At 68.4% G+C, this 16478-nt stretch carries 13 protein-coding genes, 3 tRNA genes and 1 pseudogene; 13 read left to right on the forward strand and 4 right to left on the reverse strand.

Annotated elements, in window-relative coordinates:
• Nucleotides 1–66 precede the first annotated feature (66 nt).
• The 6 genes from cysG (at nt 67) to RUTHE_RS14400 (ending at nt 5542) form a co-directional block, all read left to right on the forward strand.
• Nucleotides 67–1464 (forward strand): siroheme synthase CysG, encoded by a 1398-nt coding sequence (cysG, locus tag RUTHE_RS14375; RefSeq protein ID WP_021099211.1) that lies wholly within the window; start codon nt 67–69, stop codon nt 1462–1464.
• Nucleotides 1461–1805, forward strand: coding sequence for a DUF2849 domain-containing protein (locus RUTHE_RS14380; protein ID WP_021099212.1), 345 nt, complete (start codon nt 1461–1463; stop codon nt 1803–1805). Before cysG ends, RUTHE_RS14380 begins: the two co-directional genes overlap by 4 nt.
• Nucleotides 1798–3465, forward strand: a complete 1668-nt coding sequence (locus RUTHE_RS14385) for a nitrite/sulfite reductase (RefSeq protein ID WP_021099213.1) — start codon at nt 1798–1800, stop codon at nt 3463–3465. Before RUTHE_RS14380 ends, RUTHE_RS14385 begins: the two co-directional genes overlap by 8 nt.
• Nucleotides 3455–4222 (forward strand): phosphoadenylyl-sulfate reductase, encoded by a 768-nt coding sequence (locus RUTHE_RS14390; protein WP_021099214.1) that lies wholly within the window; start codon nt 3455–3457, stop codon nt 4220–4222. Before RUTHE_RS14385 ends, RUTHE_RS14390 begins: the two co-directional genes overlap by 11 nt.
• A 9-nt stretch (nt 4223–4231) precedes the next feature.
• Nucleotides 4232–4657 (forward strand): DUF934 domain-containing protein, encoded by a 426-nt coding sequence (locus tag RUTHE_RS14395; RefSeq protein WP_021099215.1) that lies wholly within the window; start codon nt 4232–4234, stop codon nt 4655–4657.
• Between the two features lie 108 nt (nt 4658–4765).
• Nucleotides 4766–5542: a ferredoxin--NADP reductase gene (locus RUTHE_RS14400; protein ID WP_040646010.1), complete on the forward strand. Its 777-nt coding sequence runs from the start codon at nt 4766–4768 to the stop codon at nt 5540–5542.
• Between the two features lie 115 nt (nt 5543–5657).
• Here the strand turns inward: RUTHE_RS14400 and RUTHE_RS15675 are convergent, their stop codons facing one another.
• Nucleotides 5658–6314 (reverse strand): hypothetical protein, encoded by a 657-nt coding sequence (locus tag RUTHE_RS15675; RefSeq protein ID WP_021099217.1) that lies wholly within the window; start codon nt 6312–6314, stop codon nt 5658–5660.
• 275 nt (nt 6315–6589) lie between these two features.
• On the opposite strand from RUTHE_RS15675, the gene infC reads away from it, so the two are divergent.
• On the forward strand, nt 6590–7084 hold the full coding sequence (gene infC, locus RUTHE_RS14410) for a translation initiation factor IF-3 (protein WP_245542263.1): 495 nt from the start codon (nt 6590–6592) through the stop codon (nt 7082–7084).
• A gap of 90 nt (nt 7085–7174) precedes the next feature.
• On the opposite strand, the gene RUTHE_RS14415 is transcribed toward infC, so the two are convergent.
• Nucleotides 7175–7531, reverse strand: coding sequence for a hypothetical protein (locus RUTHE_RS14415; protein WP_021099219.1), 357 nt, complete (start codon nt 7529–7531; stop codon nt 7175–7177).
• A gap of 122 nt (nt 7532–7653) precedes the next feature.
• On the reverse strand, nt 7654–8016 hold the full coding sequence (locus RUTHE_RS14420) for an SUF system Fe-S cluster assembly protein (RefSeq protein ID WP_021099220.1): 363 nt from the start codon (nt 8014–8016) through the stop codon (nt 7654–7656).
• A gap of 170 nt (nt 8017–8186) precedes the next feature.
• Here RUTHE_RS14420 and tgt point away from each other — a divergent pair, with 170 nt between their 5' ends.
• The 6 genes from tgt (at nt 8187) to RUTHE_RS14450 (ending at nt 14074) form a co-directional block, all read left to right on the forward strand.
• Nucleotides 8187–9317 carry a tRNA guanosine(34) transglycosylase Tgt gene (gene tgt, locus RUTHE_RS14425; RefSeq protein ID WP_021099221.1) on the forward strand — a complete coding sequence of 377 codons (1131 nt, stop codon included), beginning with the start codon at nt 8187–8189 and terminating at the stop codon, nt 9315–9317.
• A 329-nt stretch (nt 9318–9646) separates the two neighbouring features.
• Complete coding sequence (lon, locus tag RUTHE_RS14430) at nt 9647–12055, forward strand: endopeptidase La (RefSeq protein ID WP_021099223.1); 2409 nt, start codon at nt 9647–9649, stop codon at nt 12053–12055.
• A 254-nt stretch (nt 12056–12309) separates the two neighbouring features.
• Nucleotides 12310–12384, forward strand: a tRNA-Val gene (locus RUTHE_RS14435).
• 704 nt (nt 12385–13088) lie between these two features.
• A complete protein-coding gene (locus RUTHE_RS14440; protein ID WP_040646014.1) occupies nt 13089–13676 on the forward strand; it encodes a histidine phosphatase family protein in 588 nt (195 codons plus the stop codon).
• 79 nt (nt 13677–13755) lie between these two features.
• Nucleotides 13756–13831, forward strand: a tRNA-Val gene (locus RUTHE_RS14445).
• A 166-nt stretch (nt 13832–13997) separates the two neighbouring features.
• A tRNA-Asp gene (locus RUTHE_RS14450) sits at nt 13998–14074 on the forward strand.
• Nucleotides 14075–14455: 381 nt separating this feature from the next.
• On the opposite strand, the pseudogene RUTHE_RS14455 reads toward RUTHE_RS14450, so the two are convergent.
• Nucleotides 14456–16305 (reverse strand): annotated as a pseudogene (locus RUTHE_RS14455) (ABC-F family ATP-binding cassette domain-containing protein).
• Nucleotides 16306–16478: the final 173 nt, after the last annotated feature.

Here is a 16478-nt window from a genome sequence, read left to right on the forward strand (position 1 = left end):
GTGCTGCAATGGCAAATGATCGGAACATTGTCCTATATTGCCGCGGCAAGCAGAGGGTCAGGCGCGATGCGGCATTTCCCGATCTTCATGGCGGTCGCCGGGCGGCGGATCGTCGTTGCGGGCGGTGGCGAGGCCGCCCTGGCCAAGCTGCGCCTTCTGCTGAAGACCGAGGCGCAGATCGATGTCCATGCCGAGGCGCCCCTGCCCGAGATCGAGGCCCTGGCCGCCGAGGGGCGTATCCGCCTCCTCCGCCGGCGGCCGGAGGCGACGGATCTGGCCGGGGCCGTCCTGGCCTACGGGGCCGAGGAGGACGATCTGCTCGATGCGCGTCTGGCCGCCCTGGCAACAGAAGCCGGCGTGCCCCACAACATCGTGGACGATCTCGATCGTTCCGCCTTCATCACCCCGGCCATCGTCGATCGCGATCCGGTCGTCGTGGCGATCGGTACCGAAGGGGCGGCGCCCGTCCTTGCCCGGCGCATCAAGGCCGAGATCGAGGAGCGCCTGCCCTCCGCGCTGGGGATCCTCGCCCGGATCGCCAGAGGGTTCCGCCACGCCGCCGAGGCGCTGCCCTTCGGCCGGCCGCGGCGCGATTTCTGGGGGGCCTTCTATGATCGCGCCGGGCCCGAGGCCCTTTCGCAGGGGGGCGAGGCGGCCGTCCTGCCGGCGCTGCGGCGCCTTCTGGCCGACCATCTGACCGCAGCGCCCGCCGCCGGCCGCGTGGATTTCGTCGGGGCCGGACCCGGCGACCCGGACCTGCTGACCCTGCGGGCGCGTCGCGCGCTCGATGCCGCCGATGTCGTGATCCATGACCGTCTCGTGCCGCCGGCGATCCTCGATCTGGCCCGGCGCGAGGCGACGATCATCGATGCCGGCAAGGAGGGCTTCGGTCCGTCAACCCCGCAGGCGGCCATCAATGCCATGCTGGTCGCCCATGCGGCTCGCGGCCTGCATGTCGTGCGTCTGAAATCCGGGGACCCCACCCTGTTCGGCCGCCTCGACGAGGAGATCGCCGCCGTCGAGGCCGCAGGGATCGACTGGGCCATCGTTCCGGGCATCACGGCCGCCTCCGCCGCCGTGGCGGTCATCGGCCAGTCGCTGACGGCCCGGGGACGCAATTCGGCCGTCCGCTTCCTGACGGGCCATGACATGAAGGGATTTGCCGATCACGACTGGCGGGCCCTGGCGCGAGCGGGCGAGGTCGCGGCGATCTACATGGGCAAGCGGGCCGCCCGCTTCCTGCAGGGGCGCCTGCTGATGCATGGTGCCGATCCGGCGACACCCGTCACCGTCGTGGCCAGCGCGAGCCGCCCCGATCAGCAGATCCTCTCCACCACGCTCAGCGATCTGGAACCGGCGCTGACGCGGGCGGCCTTCGAGGGGCCCGCCCTGATCCTCTTCGGTCTTGTGCCGCGCCGGGCCGAGCCGGCGCTTTCCGCTTCGCTCCAGGAGGCTGCCCGATGAGCCGCCGCTTCACCCCCAAGGTCGTCACGGCCAACCGCCTGATCGAGGGCGATGCCGTCTGGCTGACCGAGGACGACCGCTGGTCCCCCGACATGGCCGAAGCCGAACTGATCGAGGACGAGGCCCATGCCCAGCTTCGCCTGCTGTTCGCGAAGGGGCAGTCGCATCTCGTCGTGGGGCCCGAGCTGGTGGATGCCGCGCCCTCGCCCACCGGTCCGGTGCCCGTCCATTTCCGCGAGGCCTTCCGCACCCGCGGCCCCAGCAACTATCGCCACGGCAAGCAGGCCGAGGGCCTCATCCCCCGTGGCCGTATCCCTGGCGACGAGACGACCCATGTATAGGTACAACGACTTCGACGAAGCCTTCGTGCGGGAGCGTGTCCGCCAGTTCCGCGCCCAGGTGGAACGGCGCATCGACGGTTCGCTCACCGAGGACGAATTCCGCCCGCTGCGGCTGATGAACGGTCTCTATCTGCAGCTTCACGCCTACATGCTGCGCGTGGCCATCCCCTATGGGACGCTGCGGGTGGATCAGATGCGGCGTCTGGCCGACATCGCCGAACGCTGGGACCGGGGCTATGGCCATTTCACCACGCGCCAGAACATCCAGTTCAACTGGCCGCGCCTGAAGGATGTGCCCGACATCCTCGATGCGCTGGCGGATGTGGGGATGCATGCCATCCAGACATCCGGCAACTGCGTGCGCAACGTGACCGCCGACCATTTCGCCGGCGCCGCCGCCGACGAGATCGCCGATCCCCGCCCGGTGGCCGAGCTGCTGCGCCAGTGGTCCACCGATCACCCGGAATTCCAGTTCCTGCCGCGCAAGTTCAAGATCGCCATCACCGGCTCTCCGAATGACCGGGCGGTGACGCGCGCCCATGACATCGGGCTGCGCATGATCCGCAATGCCGCCGGAGAGCCGGGCTATGAGGTGCTGGTCGGCGGCGGCCTCGGGCGGACGCCGATGCTGGGCCAGGTGATCCGGGACTTCCTGCCGGCCGAGGACCTGCTGCCCTATGTCGAGGCCATCCTCGGCGCCTACAACCTCAAGGGCCGGCGCGACAACAAGTACAAGGCCCGCATCAAGATCACCGTCTTCGAGAACGGTCTGGACGCCTTCCGCGCCGAGGTGGAGAAGCGCTTCGCCCGTCTGCGCAGCGAATGGAAGGGGGCCGATCGCGCGCTTCTGGCCGAGATCGAGCGCCATTTCGCCCCCCCGGCCTTTCGCGAGGCGCCCCTTGACGAATACGAGGCCTTCCGCGCCGCCAATCCGGCCTTCCGCGCCTGGACGGATACCAATCTCCATCCGCATCGCGCGCCGGGCTATGCCATCGTCACCATCTCGCTCAAGAAGCCCGGCGCCACCCCCGGCGATGCGACCGCGCATCAGATGCGGGTGATGGCCGATCTGGCCGAGGCCTACGGCCATGGCGAGCTGCGCGTCTCGCACGAACAGAACATCGTCCTGCCGCATGTCCACCGCTCGGATCTGCCCGCGATCTGGCAGCGCCTGCGCGAGGCGGATCTGGCCACGGCGAATGTCGGCCTCGTCTCCGACATCATCGCCTGCCCCGGCATGGACTACTGCGCCCTCGCCACGGCCCGTTCCATCCCCGTCGCGCAGGCGATCGCCCGCCGCTTCGAGGAGCTGGACATCGAGCATGAGGTCGGTCCGCTCAAGATCAAGATCTCGGGCTGCATCAATGCCTGCGGCCATCACCATGTGGGGCATATCGGCATCCTCGGGCTCGACCGCGCGGGCGTGGAGAACTACCAGATCACGCTGGGCGGCGACGGGACGGAGACGGCCTCCCTCGGCGAGAAGATGGGGCCCGGCTTCCCGGCCGAGGAGATCGTCGGCGCCGTCGAACGGCTCGTGCTGGGCTATCTTGCGATCCGGCGGGACGCCGAGGAGACCTTCCTCCAGACGGTCCGCCGCGTCGGCCTCGAACCCTTCAAGGGCTTCCTCTACGGCACGGAGGCGCGCGATGCGGCCTGAGACCGCCCATCGTCCCTCGGGAACGGGTCTGAACCCGGTCGCCGAACGGGCGGCCGCGCTCAATGCGCGCTACCGCCATCATGGCGCCATCGCCGTGCTGCGCCATGCGATGGAGGATCCGGAGGTCGGGCGTCTGGCCCTGGTGTCCTCCTTCGGGGCCGAGTCGGTCGTGCTGCTGCATATGGTCGCGGTGACGGACCGCCATCTGCCGGTCCTGTTCATCGATACCGAGATGCTGTTTGCCGAAACGCTCGCCTATCAGCTCGAACTGACCGAGCGGCTGCGGCTGACCGATGTCCGGGTCATCCGCGCCCGGCAGGAGGACATCACCGCGCGCGACAAGGATGGCCTGCTGCATCGGGTGGACCCGGATGCCTGCTGCACCCTGCGCAAGACCGAACCGCTCCAGCGGGCGCTGCTGGATTTCGATGCCTGGATCACGGGGCGCAAGCGCTATCAGGGCGGGGCGCGCGCGGCGCTCGAGTTCTTCGAGGCCGAAGGCGATCTGCGCATCAAGGTGAATCCGCTCGCGCACTGGACCAGCCGCGACGTGCAGGACTATATCGAGGAGAACCGCCTGCCGCGCCATCCGCTTGTGGCGAAGGGCTATCCGTCCATCGGCTGCGCCCCCTGCACGACCCGGGTGAATGAGGGAGAAGACCCCCGTGCCGGCCGCTGGCGCAACCTCGACAAGACGGAATGCGGCATCCATATCGTGGATGGCCGGATCCTGCGGGGCGGTTCCGTGGCGGCCTGAGGAGGATCCATGACGATCATCGTGACCGATAGGGGTTTCGCGGCCGACGACTTTGCAAGGCCCATCCACCCGCTGGAGGGGGTGGAAGCCCTGAAGGACGGCGAGGGGATCGAGATCGGCCCGGCCGATGACCCCGGTGCCCTCATCCCCCTTCTGGGGCGGATCGGGCTGATCCGCATCCGCTTTCCGGTCTTCGCCGACGGGCGCGGCTTCTCCCATGCGCGCGATCTGCGCCGCTGCGGCTATGCCGGGCGGCTGCGCGCCGCGGGCCATGTGCTGGCCGATCAGTATGCCATGTGCCGCCGCTCCGGCTTCGACGAGGTCGAGATCGACGAGGCCCTGGCCGCCCGTCAGCCGCAGGACCAGTGGCTCGCCCGGGCCAACTGGCGCGATCACTGGTATCAGGCCCGTCTGCGGGCCCCCCTGTGCGCCTGAGACGCATTGTCCGTCCCCCTGGGGACACAGTAGGAGACGCGCCGCAACGAGCGCGCCGCGAGGAGCCATGACCGACCAGACCCCCGTCAAGGAGGCCGCCCCCTCAACCTGCCGGATGCGCAGATCGTGACAGAGGTCCGTCATTATACGGACCGCCTCTTCGCCTTCCGCTGCACGCGGCCGCGCTCCCTGCGCTTCCGCTCGGGCGAATTCGTGATGATCGGCCTACCGGGCGAGAATGGCCGGCCGCTGCTGCGCGCCTATTCTATCGCGTCGCCGGCCTGGGATGACGAGCTCGAATTCTACTCGATCAAGGTGCCGGACGGCCCCCTGACCTCCCGCCTGCAGCATATCCGACCGGGCGATGCGATCATCCTGCGGCCCAAGCCCGTGGGCACGCTGGTCCATGACGCGCTGCTGCCGGGGCGGCGCCTGTGGCTCTTCGCCACGGGGACGGGTTTTGCGCCCTTTGCCTCGCTCCTGCGCGATCCGGAGACCTGGGAGAAATACGAGGAGGTCGTCGTCACCCATACCTGCCGCGAGGTGGCGGAACTGACCTATGGCCGCGAGATCGTCGAATCCCTCCGCGAGGATCCCCTCATCGGCGAGATGGTCGGTGACCGCCTGCGCTATTATCCCACCACCACGCGCGAAGCCTCGGCGAAGATGGGCCGCATCACGACCCTGATCGAATCGGGCGAGATCTTCCGCGATCTGGGGCTGCCCCCGCTCGATCCGGCGGTGGACCGGGCGATGGTCTGCGGCAGCCTGGCCTTCAATCTCGACATCAAGGCGCTTCTGGAAAAGGCCGGTCTGCGGGAAGGGGCCAACAGCGAACCCCGCGAATTCGTTGTCGAAAAGGCCTTCGTCGGCGACGGGGTCTGATCCGGACCGGGTCCCGTACCCGAGGGACGGCCGGTTGCATCGGGAGGACAGCAAGACGCCGCGGAGGGGGACTCCGCGGCGTTTCCCTGTCCGGTGACGGGGAGAAGGCGGGCGCTTATTGCGCGCCCGTCAGGGCCATGCGGATGCGATCGAGCACGGCGGGCAGCAGCGAGGGGCTGTTCGCCGCTTGCGTCAGCGCCTGCACGAGCTGGGTCTTCTGATCCGCGGGCAGGGAAGAGGCCTCGATCGCGGCCGTCACCGCCGCGACATCGAGATTGGCCGGATCGAGAAGCGCATCGAGATCGGCCGGGGCCGCCGCGGGCTGGGCGGTGTCGGCCGTGGTTGCGGCCTCCGTCGCCGTGGCCTCCGTCGCCGTGGCCTCCGTCGCCGTGGCCTCGGTGGCGGCCGGTTCTGTGGCGGTGGCTTCGGGCTGCGCAGTGGCTTCCGTGGCGGCCGGCTCGGTCGCCGCCGGCTCGGTCGCGGGTTCTGCGGCGGGTTCTGCGGCGGGCTCGGCGGCCGGTTCGGTGGCTCCGGCCTCGGTGGCTTCGGGCGCCGCTTCGGGCGCCGGCTCGGTCGCGGGGGCTTCGGTCGGCTCGGCTGCCGCGTCCTCGGTCACGGGTTCGGCCTCCGCCGGTGCGGCTTCCTCGGCTGCGGCGTCAGCGGGCTCCGTCGCGGCCGGCTGGTCGTTCACGACAACATCGTCGCTGCGGCTGTAGAGATAGGCGATCACCGCAGCGGCGATCACCACAACGATGGCGATGATGCGGATCATCGAGATGGTCCTTCCACAATCCCTGCGACCGGCCCCTGCCGGTCCTCGACCTTCTCTATGTCAGATGCGTCCGGGCTTGGAAAGGCTACGGCCCTGCCGACCCGGTCCCGGCTTCCGGTCCCGGATGCCGGCCTCTGTCCCCGGCCCTTGCGGGCTTGAAGCAGAACGGCTCTCCGACTATCTTGGAGGCCTGATTTTCCGGCCACAAGCGAAGGATTACAGCCATAGGACGCAGACCCCACAACGCACCCCCGGTGCGCGAGACCGGCCCCCGCGTGAACGAACGCCTCCTGAGGGGGGGCGATATCCGCGTGATCGGGCCCAAGGGCGAAAATCTCGGCATCATGTCGCCCGACCGGGCGCTTACCCTGGCCGAGGATGCAGGGCTCGATCTCGTGGAGATCTCGCCTACGGCCACGCCCCCCGTCTGCAAGATCATGGACTTCGGCAAGTGGAAATACGAGACCCAGAAGAAGGAAGCCGAAGCGCGCAAGAACCAGAAGGTCATCGAGATCAAGGAGGTCAAGTTCCGCCCCGGCACCGACACGCATGACTATGAGGTCAAGATGCGTTCGGTCCACAAGTTCCTCGAGGAAGGGGACAAGGTGAAGGTCACCCTCCGCTTCCGCGGGCGCGAGATGGCCCATCAGGATCTGGGCAAGGCCCTGCTGGACCGGGTCGCCGAGGATGTGAAGAATCAGGGCCGGATCGAATCCTTCCCGCGGCTCGAAGGCCGTCAGATGGTCATGATGATCGCCCCGGCGAAATAGGGGCAGCCCGGCGCGGAGCTCATCCGCCATTCCCGAGAGACTCGGCCCGGCGCCTTCGGCCCCGGGCCGTTTTTCGCCGGGGCAGAGGGATCAGGGGCTGTCTCCGCTCCACAGCCTCTCGATCCCGTCGGCGACCCTGTCGCGTTCCTGATCCGTGCCTTCGCCATGCACCACCAGCAGGGCATTGACAAAGCTGTCGCGGAAGACCGGGCACATGATGAGCACGTCATTGTCGCCGGGTGCGAAGTCCCAGCCATAGACGATCCACTCCGTGGGATCGAGGATGCCCTGTTCCCCGGTCTGCCGGTTCCAGGCGTTCATGACCTTGGTGGCCCGATGCATGCAGGCGGGACGATCGGCCACCTCGCCCAGATCGTAGATCGCATACCCTTCGGCTGAGGCGATGCCGGCTGCGCCGATCAGGAGGGACGTCAGGACGGGGCGCATGGACAGGCCTCCCTCGGCGGCGCTTGCAGGCCAAGTCTATCACGGGCAGACCCCTGCGCAAAGCGTCATGCGGTGCCCGCCGACCGGCTTGCCGTGCCGCAGCGGCCCTTCCCCGACATGAACTACATGAAGCCGAGTTCCAGCCGGGCCTCGTCGGACATCATGTCCATGCCCCATTGCGGCTCGAAGGTCATCTGCACATCGACCTGCTTCACCCCCGGCACCGCGCTCACCGCATCGGCAACCCATCCCGGCATTTCGCCGGCCACGGGGCAGCCCGGCGCCGTCAGCGTCATGACGATCTCCACGGCGCCTTCCTCGTCGATCCGCACCGTGTAGACGAGGCCGAGATCGAAGATGTTGACCGGGATCTCGGGATCATAGACCGTCCGGCAGGCCTCCACGACCTGCGGATAGAGCGGATGATCGGTCGTCGAAGGGGCGATGAGGGGGGTTCCCTCGATCTTCGGTTCGGGACAGGACATCGTCAGGCTCCCCGGTGATCCCGACTGCTCATATAAGGAATGTCCGGCATCCGTAAAGCGCCCGGCCCGGCGGGGCGGCGTTCCGCCATTTGCCTTCGCCCGGCCGGCGCGATAGGCCGCCGCGGTCGGAACGGACCGGCAGACATCGGATGGGCGGGAGGCAGGGGAGGATGGCCAGCGGGATCATCTTCACGGTCGCGGCGACGGATGGGCGCGCACGGACCGGGGTCCTGAAGACCCCGCGCGGCGAGATCCGCACGCCCGCCTTCATGCCCGTCGGCACGGCGGCGACGGTCAAGGCCATGCTGCCCCAGAGCGTGCGCGCCACCGGGGCGGACATCCTTCTCGGCAATACCTATCATCTCATGCTCCGGCCCGGCGCCGAACGCATCGCGCGTCTTGGCGGGCTGCATCGCTTCATGAACTGGGACGGCCCGATCCTGACCGATTCGGGGGGGTTCCAGGTCATGTCCCTGGCGGCCCTGCGCCGGCTCGACGAGGACGGCGTAACCTTCGCCTCCCATATCGACGGCTCGCGCCACCGCCTGACGCCCGAACGCAGCATGGAGATCCAGCGGCTTCTGGGGTCCGACATCGTCATGGCCTTCGACGAATGCCCGGCGCTGCCCGCCCCGGAAGAGGCCGTGGCGGCCTCCATGCGCCTGTCGATGCGCTGGGCGGCCCGCTCGCGCGAGGCTTTCGGCGATCGCCCCGGCCATGCGCTGTTCGGCATCATGCAGGGCGGCGTCACGCGCGAGCTGCGCGAGGAATCGGCCGCGGCGCTGCGCGCCATCGGCTTTGACGGCTATGCCATCGGCGGGCTTGCGGTGGGCGAGGGACAGGCGGCGATGTTCGAGGTGCTCGACTACGCCCCCGGCCTGCTGCCGCAGGACCGCCCCCGCTATCTGATGGGCGTGGGCAAGCCCGACGACATCGTGGGGGCGGTGGCGCGTGGGGTGGACATGATGGATTGTGTCCTGCCCACCCGGTCGGGCCGCACCGGCCAGGCCTGGACACGCCGCGGCCCGGTGAATCTGCGCAATGCCCGCCATGCCGAGGATCCCCGCCCTCTCGACGAGGCCTGCACCTGCCCCGCCTGTCGGGGCTATTCGCGCGCCTATCTTCACCATGTCGTGCGCGCCGGCGAGATGATCGCAGGGATGCTCCTGACCTGGCACAACCTCCACTATTTCCAGCAACTCATGCAGGAGATGCGCACGGCCATCGCCGCCGGCCGCTTCGCCGCATGGGAGGCGGAGTTCCACAGGCTGCGTGCCGAGGGCGATATCGAGCCGCTCTGAGATCTCCCCAAGAGGATGTGATTCGCCGGGTCCGGACCCCGATCGGGCCGTTGCGCGAAGCACCCCCGGAGCGCGCGGTCCTGCAGGAAATCATTAACCTTCTGCCCGTAGATCTGGCGGCAGAAGGGCGATGATCGCCCGCAGCGGATCGCCGGAAGAGGAAGGCAGGATCATGGAAAACCAACCGGACGGGGCAGCGCCCCCCCTTCATCCGTTCCGTGAGGCGGTTGACACCCCCTCTGCCAACCCCCAACTATCCGTCATCGACCGGGGAGGGCGAGTGCCGCCGACGACCGGGGCCGCCGCCTTCCGCTACTGAGGACTTCCCAATGACCGCATCCCCCGCCTCCAGCTATCCCGTCCTGCCGCTGCGCGACATCGTGGTGTTCCCGCACATGATCGTGCCCCTCTTCGTGGGCCGCGAGAAGTCGGTGCGCGCGCTCGAGGCGGTGATGGCCGAGGACAAGCAGATCCTGCTGTCCTCCCAGATCGATGCCGGGGTGGACGACCCCGGCGAGGATGGCATCTACCGCACCGGCGTGCTCGCCAATGTGCTCCAGCTTCTCAAGCTGCCCGACGGCACCGTGAAGGTGCTGGTGGAGGGGCGCAGCCGCGTGCGCATCACCGGCTTTGTCCCGAATGACCGCCATTTCGAGGCGCGGGTGGATCTGCTCGAGGAGACCCGGGGCGAGGAAGAGGTGATCACGGCGCTGATGCGCTCCGTGGGGCAGGAGTTCGAGCGCTATGCCAAGATCAAGAAGAACATCCCGGAGGAGGCCATCGCCACCGTCGCCGAGACGGTTGATCCGGCCAAACTCTCGGACCTGATTGCCGGCCATCTCGGCATCGATGTGAAGCAGAAGCAGGATCTGCTCGAGACGCTCGTCATCAGCGAGCGGCTGGAGAAGGTGTTCGGCCTCATGCAGGGCGAGATGTCGGTCCTGCAAGTCGAGAAGAAGATCAAGTCGCGCGTCAAGTCCCAGATGGAGAAGACGCAGCGCGAATACTATCTCAACGAGCAGATGAAGGCGATCCAGCGCGAGCTGGGCGAGGGCGAGGATGGCCAGAACGAGGTCGCCGAGCTCGAGAAGCGCATCAAGGAGACGAAGCTCTCCAAGGAGGCACGCGAAAAGGCCGAGGCCGAGCTCAAGAAGCTCCGCTCGATGTCGCCGATGTCGGCCGAAGCGACGGTGGTGCGCAACTATCTCGACTGGCTCCTGGGTGTGCCCTGGGGCGTGAAGTCGCGCGTCAGCAAGGACATCGCCAAGGCCGAGGCGATCCTTGATGCCGATCATTACGGCCTCGAGAAGGTCAAGGAACGGATCGTCGAATATCTGGCCGTGCAGGCCCGCAGCCAGACGCTGAAGGGGCCGATCCTCTGCCTCGTCGGCCCGCCCGGCGTGGGCAAGACGAGCTTGGGCAAGTCCGTCGCCAAGGCCACGGGGCGCGAATTCATCCGCATCAGCCTTGGCGGGGTGCGCGACGAATCCGAGATCCGCGGCCACCGGCGGACCTATATCGGCTCCATGCCGGGCAAGATCATCCAGGCGCTGAAGAAGGCCAAGACCGTCAACCCGCTCATCCTGCTCGATGAGATCGACAAGATGGGCTACGACTTCCGCGGCGATCCGGCGTCGGCCCTGCTCGAGGTCCTCGACCCCGAGCAGAACTCGACCTTCGTGGACCACTATCTCGAGGTGGAATACGACCTCTCCAACGTGATGTTCATCACCACGGCCAATTCCTACAACATGCCGGGGCCGCTGATGGACCGGATGGAGATCATTCCGCTGGCCGGCTACACCGAGGACGAGAAGCGCGAGATCGTCCGTCGTCACCTGCTGCCCAAGGTCCTGAAGAACCACGGGCTCAAACCGGCCGAGCTGGAGATTTCGGACGAGGCGCTCAACGAGATTATCCGCACCTACACGCGCGAGGCGGGGGTGCGGAACCTCGAGCGCGAGGTCGCCAAGATCGCCCGCAAGGCGACGACGCGGATCGTCAAGAAGGAGACGGACAAGGTCGTCGTCACGCCCGAGAACCTCGAGGAGTTCCTGGGCGTCAAGAAGTTCCGTTACGGTCTTGCCGAGAAGGAGGACCAGATCGGCGTCGTGACGGGGCTGGCCTGGACGAGCGTGGGGGGGGACCTGCTCTCGATCGAGGCGCTGCGTCTGCCCGGCAAGGGTCGCATGAAGACGACCGGCAAGCTCGGCGACGTGATGAAGGAATCGATCGAGGCGGCCGCGTCCTATGTGCGGTCCATCGGGCCGCAGATCGGGATCAAGCCGCCCAAGTTCGACCGGATCGACATCCATGTGCATGTCCCCGAAGGGGCGACGCCCAAGGATGGGCCCTCGGCGGGTCTGGCGATGGTGACCTCGATCGTCTCGGTCCTGACGCAGATCCCGGTGCGCAAGGATATCGCCATGACCGGCGAGGTGACGCTGCGGGGCAACGCGCTGGCCATCGGCGGCCTCAAGGAGAAGCTGCTGGCGGCCCTGCGCGGCGGCATCAAGACGGTGCTGATCCCGGAGGAGAACCTGCGCGACCTGCCCGAGATCCCGGACAATGTGAAACAGGGTCTGACGATCATCCCTGTCAAGCATGTCTCCGAGGTGCTCCGGCATGCGCTGGTGCGCCAGCCCGAGCCCATCGAATGGGACGAAGAGGCCGAGGAGGCTGCCGCTGCGGCCCGGGCCAAGGCCGCCGAGGAGGCCGCCGCGGCCATCGCGCACTGAGCCTCGCGCCCGGGGCTCGCGCCCGGGGTCGGGCCGCCGCCTGTCGGTGGCGGCCCGTTTTGCGGGAATGACGGGGCAGGCTGGGGGCGGGTCTGCGGCAAGGCAGGAGAGGATCTGTCGGGAAACCGGCAGCCCATGCCCCAGGATGGCCCGGACGAGGAGGCGGGCAGGGCGGACGGCTCCGCTTGCCTGAACGTCAATCGTGGTCCGGCTCTTGCGGATGCCATCAGGAGAGTCTAGAGCGGCCTCCGCAAGGGCGACTAACTCAGTGGTAGAGTGCTTCCTTCACACGGAAGAAGTCGGGGGTTCGAATCCCTCGTCGCCCACCATCCCCCTTCGCTAATCATCCGGTCCCGGGGGGTCTGCGGCCTGCGGGGGTAAGGATTCGCGTGCCGCTGCAGTGGAGCCGGGCTTCTTGCCTGAGCCTCTGTCTCCTTCGGATCAGCGGTCTGTCCCTCTCCTTCAGCCGCCTTCTTCGGACTTCCGCGGGGGGTATCCAGGGCCCGACCCTCTCGAGGGGCTGTGGCATCCTCCAGAGGGCGGAGATGGCACATGAACGGAGGGGATGGCGGGGTCCTCGCCCTCCGCACGGGGTGCGCGCGCTGGCCGCGCGGGGGCGTCGCTCGGCGTGTGGCGGGAGGCTTTGCGGCCAGCCATCGCCGCCTTGGCAGAGGTGCGGGTTGCAGGACAGGGTCCCCGGATCGGTGGCGGCGATGGCCGATGCCGGAATGGCGCGATGGAGGCGTGGCGAGCTTCCGAGGAACGCTGTCCTTCCTGCACGAGACGAGGCTGCGCACGGCTGTGGATGAGAAGGCGCTGATCAATCAGCCTCGGCTGCCCTCAACGAGAGAGGGTCCGCAGACACGGGGCGATGACCCCCTCGCCCGGATCTTGCGGGGCGACCGAAGCTGGGCCAGACCGGAGCCGCAGGCCTGCGGCGCAGGTTGCCCAAGGGCGAGGGATCACGGGCTTGTCAAGGGAAGCCTTCCTGCACAGCGAAACAACCGGGGTTGAGGCCCACGCTCTGCCTTCCATGACCCTTCCCGAGCATGTCGCCCGTTTCGTCCCTGACCTCATCCTGCTGCGTCATGGCGAGACCGAATGGAATCGCGCCGGGCGTTTTCAGGGACATCGCGATTCGCCGCTGACATCCCTCGGCCGCGCCCAGGCGGCTGCAATGGGGCGTCTGCTGGCCGGGCTCGGCATCGGGACCAGGACCCATCGCGCCCGCACCAGCCCCCAGCCCAGAGCGGTCGAGACCGCCCGGCTTGCCCTGGGCCCACTGGGCATCAGGGCCGAACCCGATCCGCGCCTGATGGAGATCGGCATGGGACGCTGGACAGGGCTCTGCCGTTCCGAGATCGATGCCCGCTGGCCGCCGCCACCCGGAGGAGAGGGGCTTTTCGACTTCTATGCCCGTTGTGAGGGGGGCGAGACGCTGGACGCGGTCGCCGAAAGGGCTGCTGCCCTCCTTCGCTCGCTCTCCGGCCCGACGATCCTTGTGACGCATGGCGTGACGCTGCGGCTGCTCTGCGCCGCAGCCCTGGGACAGGGACGGCGCGAGGCCGGATCCTATCCGTTCCGGCAGGGGCAGGTCGTGCGGATCGCCGGGGGCGGATGACGCTTCTCGAACCCGAAGCCGAAATCCCCTCCGGCCAGCCCTTGCCAGCCGCAAGCCCGGAGTCTAGGCCCCCGCAGGGGGGTGGTTAGCTCAGCCGGTAGAGCACCTCGCTTACACCGAGGATGCCGGGGGTTCGAATCCCTCACCACCCACCATGTCACCTCAACGCCCGATCCGAACCGGAACGGCCAGCGCGCCGGCAGCAGGGGACCTCATCTGACGCCGGGTCGTGCACAGGGACGTTCCGACACCGCTTGACGCCGGCCGCCGACATCCCTAGAAGCCCCCTTGTCCGGTGCATCGGTGCCGGGCGGCAGAAGCGCGGTTGTAGCTCAGTCGGTTAGAGTACCGGCCTGTCACGCCGGGGGTCGCGGGTTCGAGCCCCGTCAACCGCGCCACTGCCCCCCTTCTCCTCTTGTCGAGCTCTTGTCGAGCAGGCTTTCGGCTCAGGCCAAAGGCATGAGGCTCTGTGCGAAGCGCTGCATCCGCCCATGCGAGCGCCATGAGAGCGCGTGCCGCGATCCCCTGTGCCATGACGCCCCGGGGCGATTCACCCGGTTATTATTATCAGTCCGTTCATCCGATCCTCCTTCATCGTCGCGGGGACGATTCCCCCTGCCGGGGTTTCCCTGGCGGGATCCGTCATGGCAGGGCGATTCGCCGCCTTATCCGAAGGGATAGCATGTCGGGGTTAACAAACCCTTAATGCCGGATCCGGGGACGGCACGCGGGATCGCCGATGCCGGTCTGCTTCGGGTCGGCCCGGCGCGATGCGGCCGTCAGACGGCTTCGGCTTTCTCCAGCCGTTCCTGCGCCTCGAACCACAGGGCTTCGGCGCGGCCCAGAGCCTCCATGATCTCGGCATATTTGCGGTTGCAGAGCTCCAGATCGGTGCGCCGCCCCTCCTCATACAGGGCGGGATCGGCCAGCCGCTCGGCCAGCCTGTCGCGCATCTCCTCGATCTTGCGGATGCGCTCCTCGCAGCGCCGCACCTCGGCGCGCAGGGCGAGCAGGGCCTCTCGGGACGGCCGGGCGGGTTTCGGCGGCCCGGATGGCCGGGGCTGCGGGGGGCGTTCGGGCGGGGCCAGCAGCATGGCCCGATAGGCCTCCAGATCCTCATCGTAAGGCTGCACGCCCCCGTCCTTCACAAGCCACAGACGGTCGGCCACCAGCGACAGGAGATGCATGTCGTGGCTGACCAGGATCACGGCTCCGCGATAGATGGTCAGAGCCTCGACCAGTGCCTCGCGCGATTCGATGTCGAGGTGATTTGTGGGTTCGTCGAGAATCAGCAGATGCGGGGCGTGATGCGTGGCCAGCAGCAGGGACAGGCGTGCCTTCTGCCCCCCCGACAGGCGTCCCACGGCGGTTTCGGCCTGCGCCGCCAGAAGCCCGAAGCCGGCCAGGCGCGCGCGGTGACGTGCGGGTGGCTCGGCCGGAAGGGCGCGGCGCAGGTGATCGAGCGGGGTCTCGTCGGCATGCAGCTCGTCCACTGATGCTGGGCGAAATAGCCGATGCGGAGCTTCGGGCTGTGCGTCAGCCGCCCGGACAGCGGCGGCAGCCGGCCGGCCAGCAGCTTGGCCAGTGTGGACTTGCCTTCGCCGTTGCGGCCCAGAAGGGCGATGCGGTCGTCCTGGTCGATTCGCAGATCGAGGCGGGACAGCACGGGATGCCCGTCATAGCCGACCGAGACGCCCTCCGTCGTCAGCAGGGGCGGGGAGAGCGCGTCCGGCTCGGGAAAGGTGAAGACGGTGCGGGCGGCATCCTCGGGCAGGCGGATCGTCTCGAGCCGTTCGAGCATCCTGAGGCGGGATTGGGCCTGCCGGGCCTTGGACGCCTTGTAGCGGAAGCGGTCCACGAAGCTCTGGAGATGGGCGCGCGTCGCCTCCTGCTTCTTCGCGGCCGATTCCAGCAGGGCACGCCGCGCCGCGCGGGCGCGGGCGAAGTCGTCATAGGTGCCGGTCCAGTAGGTGAGCTTGCGTTCGGACAGATGCAGGATGCCGCCGACCGAACGGTTGAGCAGGTCCCGGTCATGGCTGACGATCAGCACCGTATGGGGATAACGGGCGATATAGCCCTCGAGCCAGAGGGTGCCTTCGAGATCGAGATAGTTCGTGGGTTCGTCGAGCAGCAGCAGATCAGGCTGGGAGAACAGGACCGCGGCCAGGGCTACGCGCATCCGCCAGCCCCCCGAGAAGGCGGAGCAGGGCATCCGCAGCTCCTCTTCGGTGAAGCCCAGGCCCCGGAGGATGGCCGCGGCGCGCCCCTCGGCCGACCAGGCGTCGATATCGGCCAGACGGGTCTGGATCTCGGCGATCCGGTGGGGATCGGCCGTCCTCTCGGCCAGAAGGGCGGCTCTCTCGGTATCGGCGGCCAGAACCGTCTCCAGAAGCGTGACGGAGGAGCCCGGCACCTCCTGCGCCACGCCGCCGATGCGGGCGCCTCGGGGCAGCTCGATCTCGCCGGCCTCGAGGGGCAGTTCCCCCCGGATCAGGCGGAAGAGCGTCGTCTTGCCCGTGCCGTTGCGCCCCACAAGGCCGACCTTGTGGCCGGTCGGGATGACGGCGGAGGCCCCTTCGAACAGCGGGCGTCCCTCGACGGAATAGGAGATGTTCTCGATCCGCAGCATGAGGGGGGGAGTGCCGCAGGCGGGTCGGGGCGTCAACGGGCGGCGGGCAGGGGACAGGGCGGCTGCCTCTCGCGCCTCGCCGCATCGGACGGGCGATCGGCCAGGGGCGGCGGGGCTGCGATCCTGCCGCAGCGGCGCCCCGCCGGCGGCGAGGTTGCCCGCACGGCCCCCCC

It is taken from the genome of Rubellimicrobium thermophilum DSM 16684 (assembly GCF_000442315.1).
GTDB lineage: Bacteria > Pseudomonadota > Alphaproteobacteria > Rhodobacterales > Rhodobacteraceae > Rubellimicrobium > Rubellimicrobium thermophilum.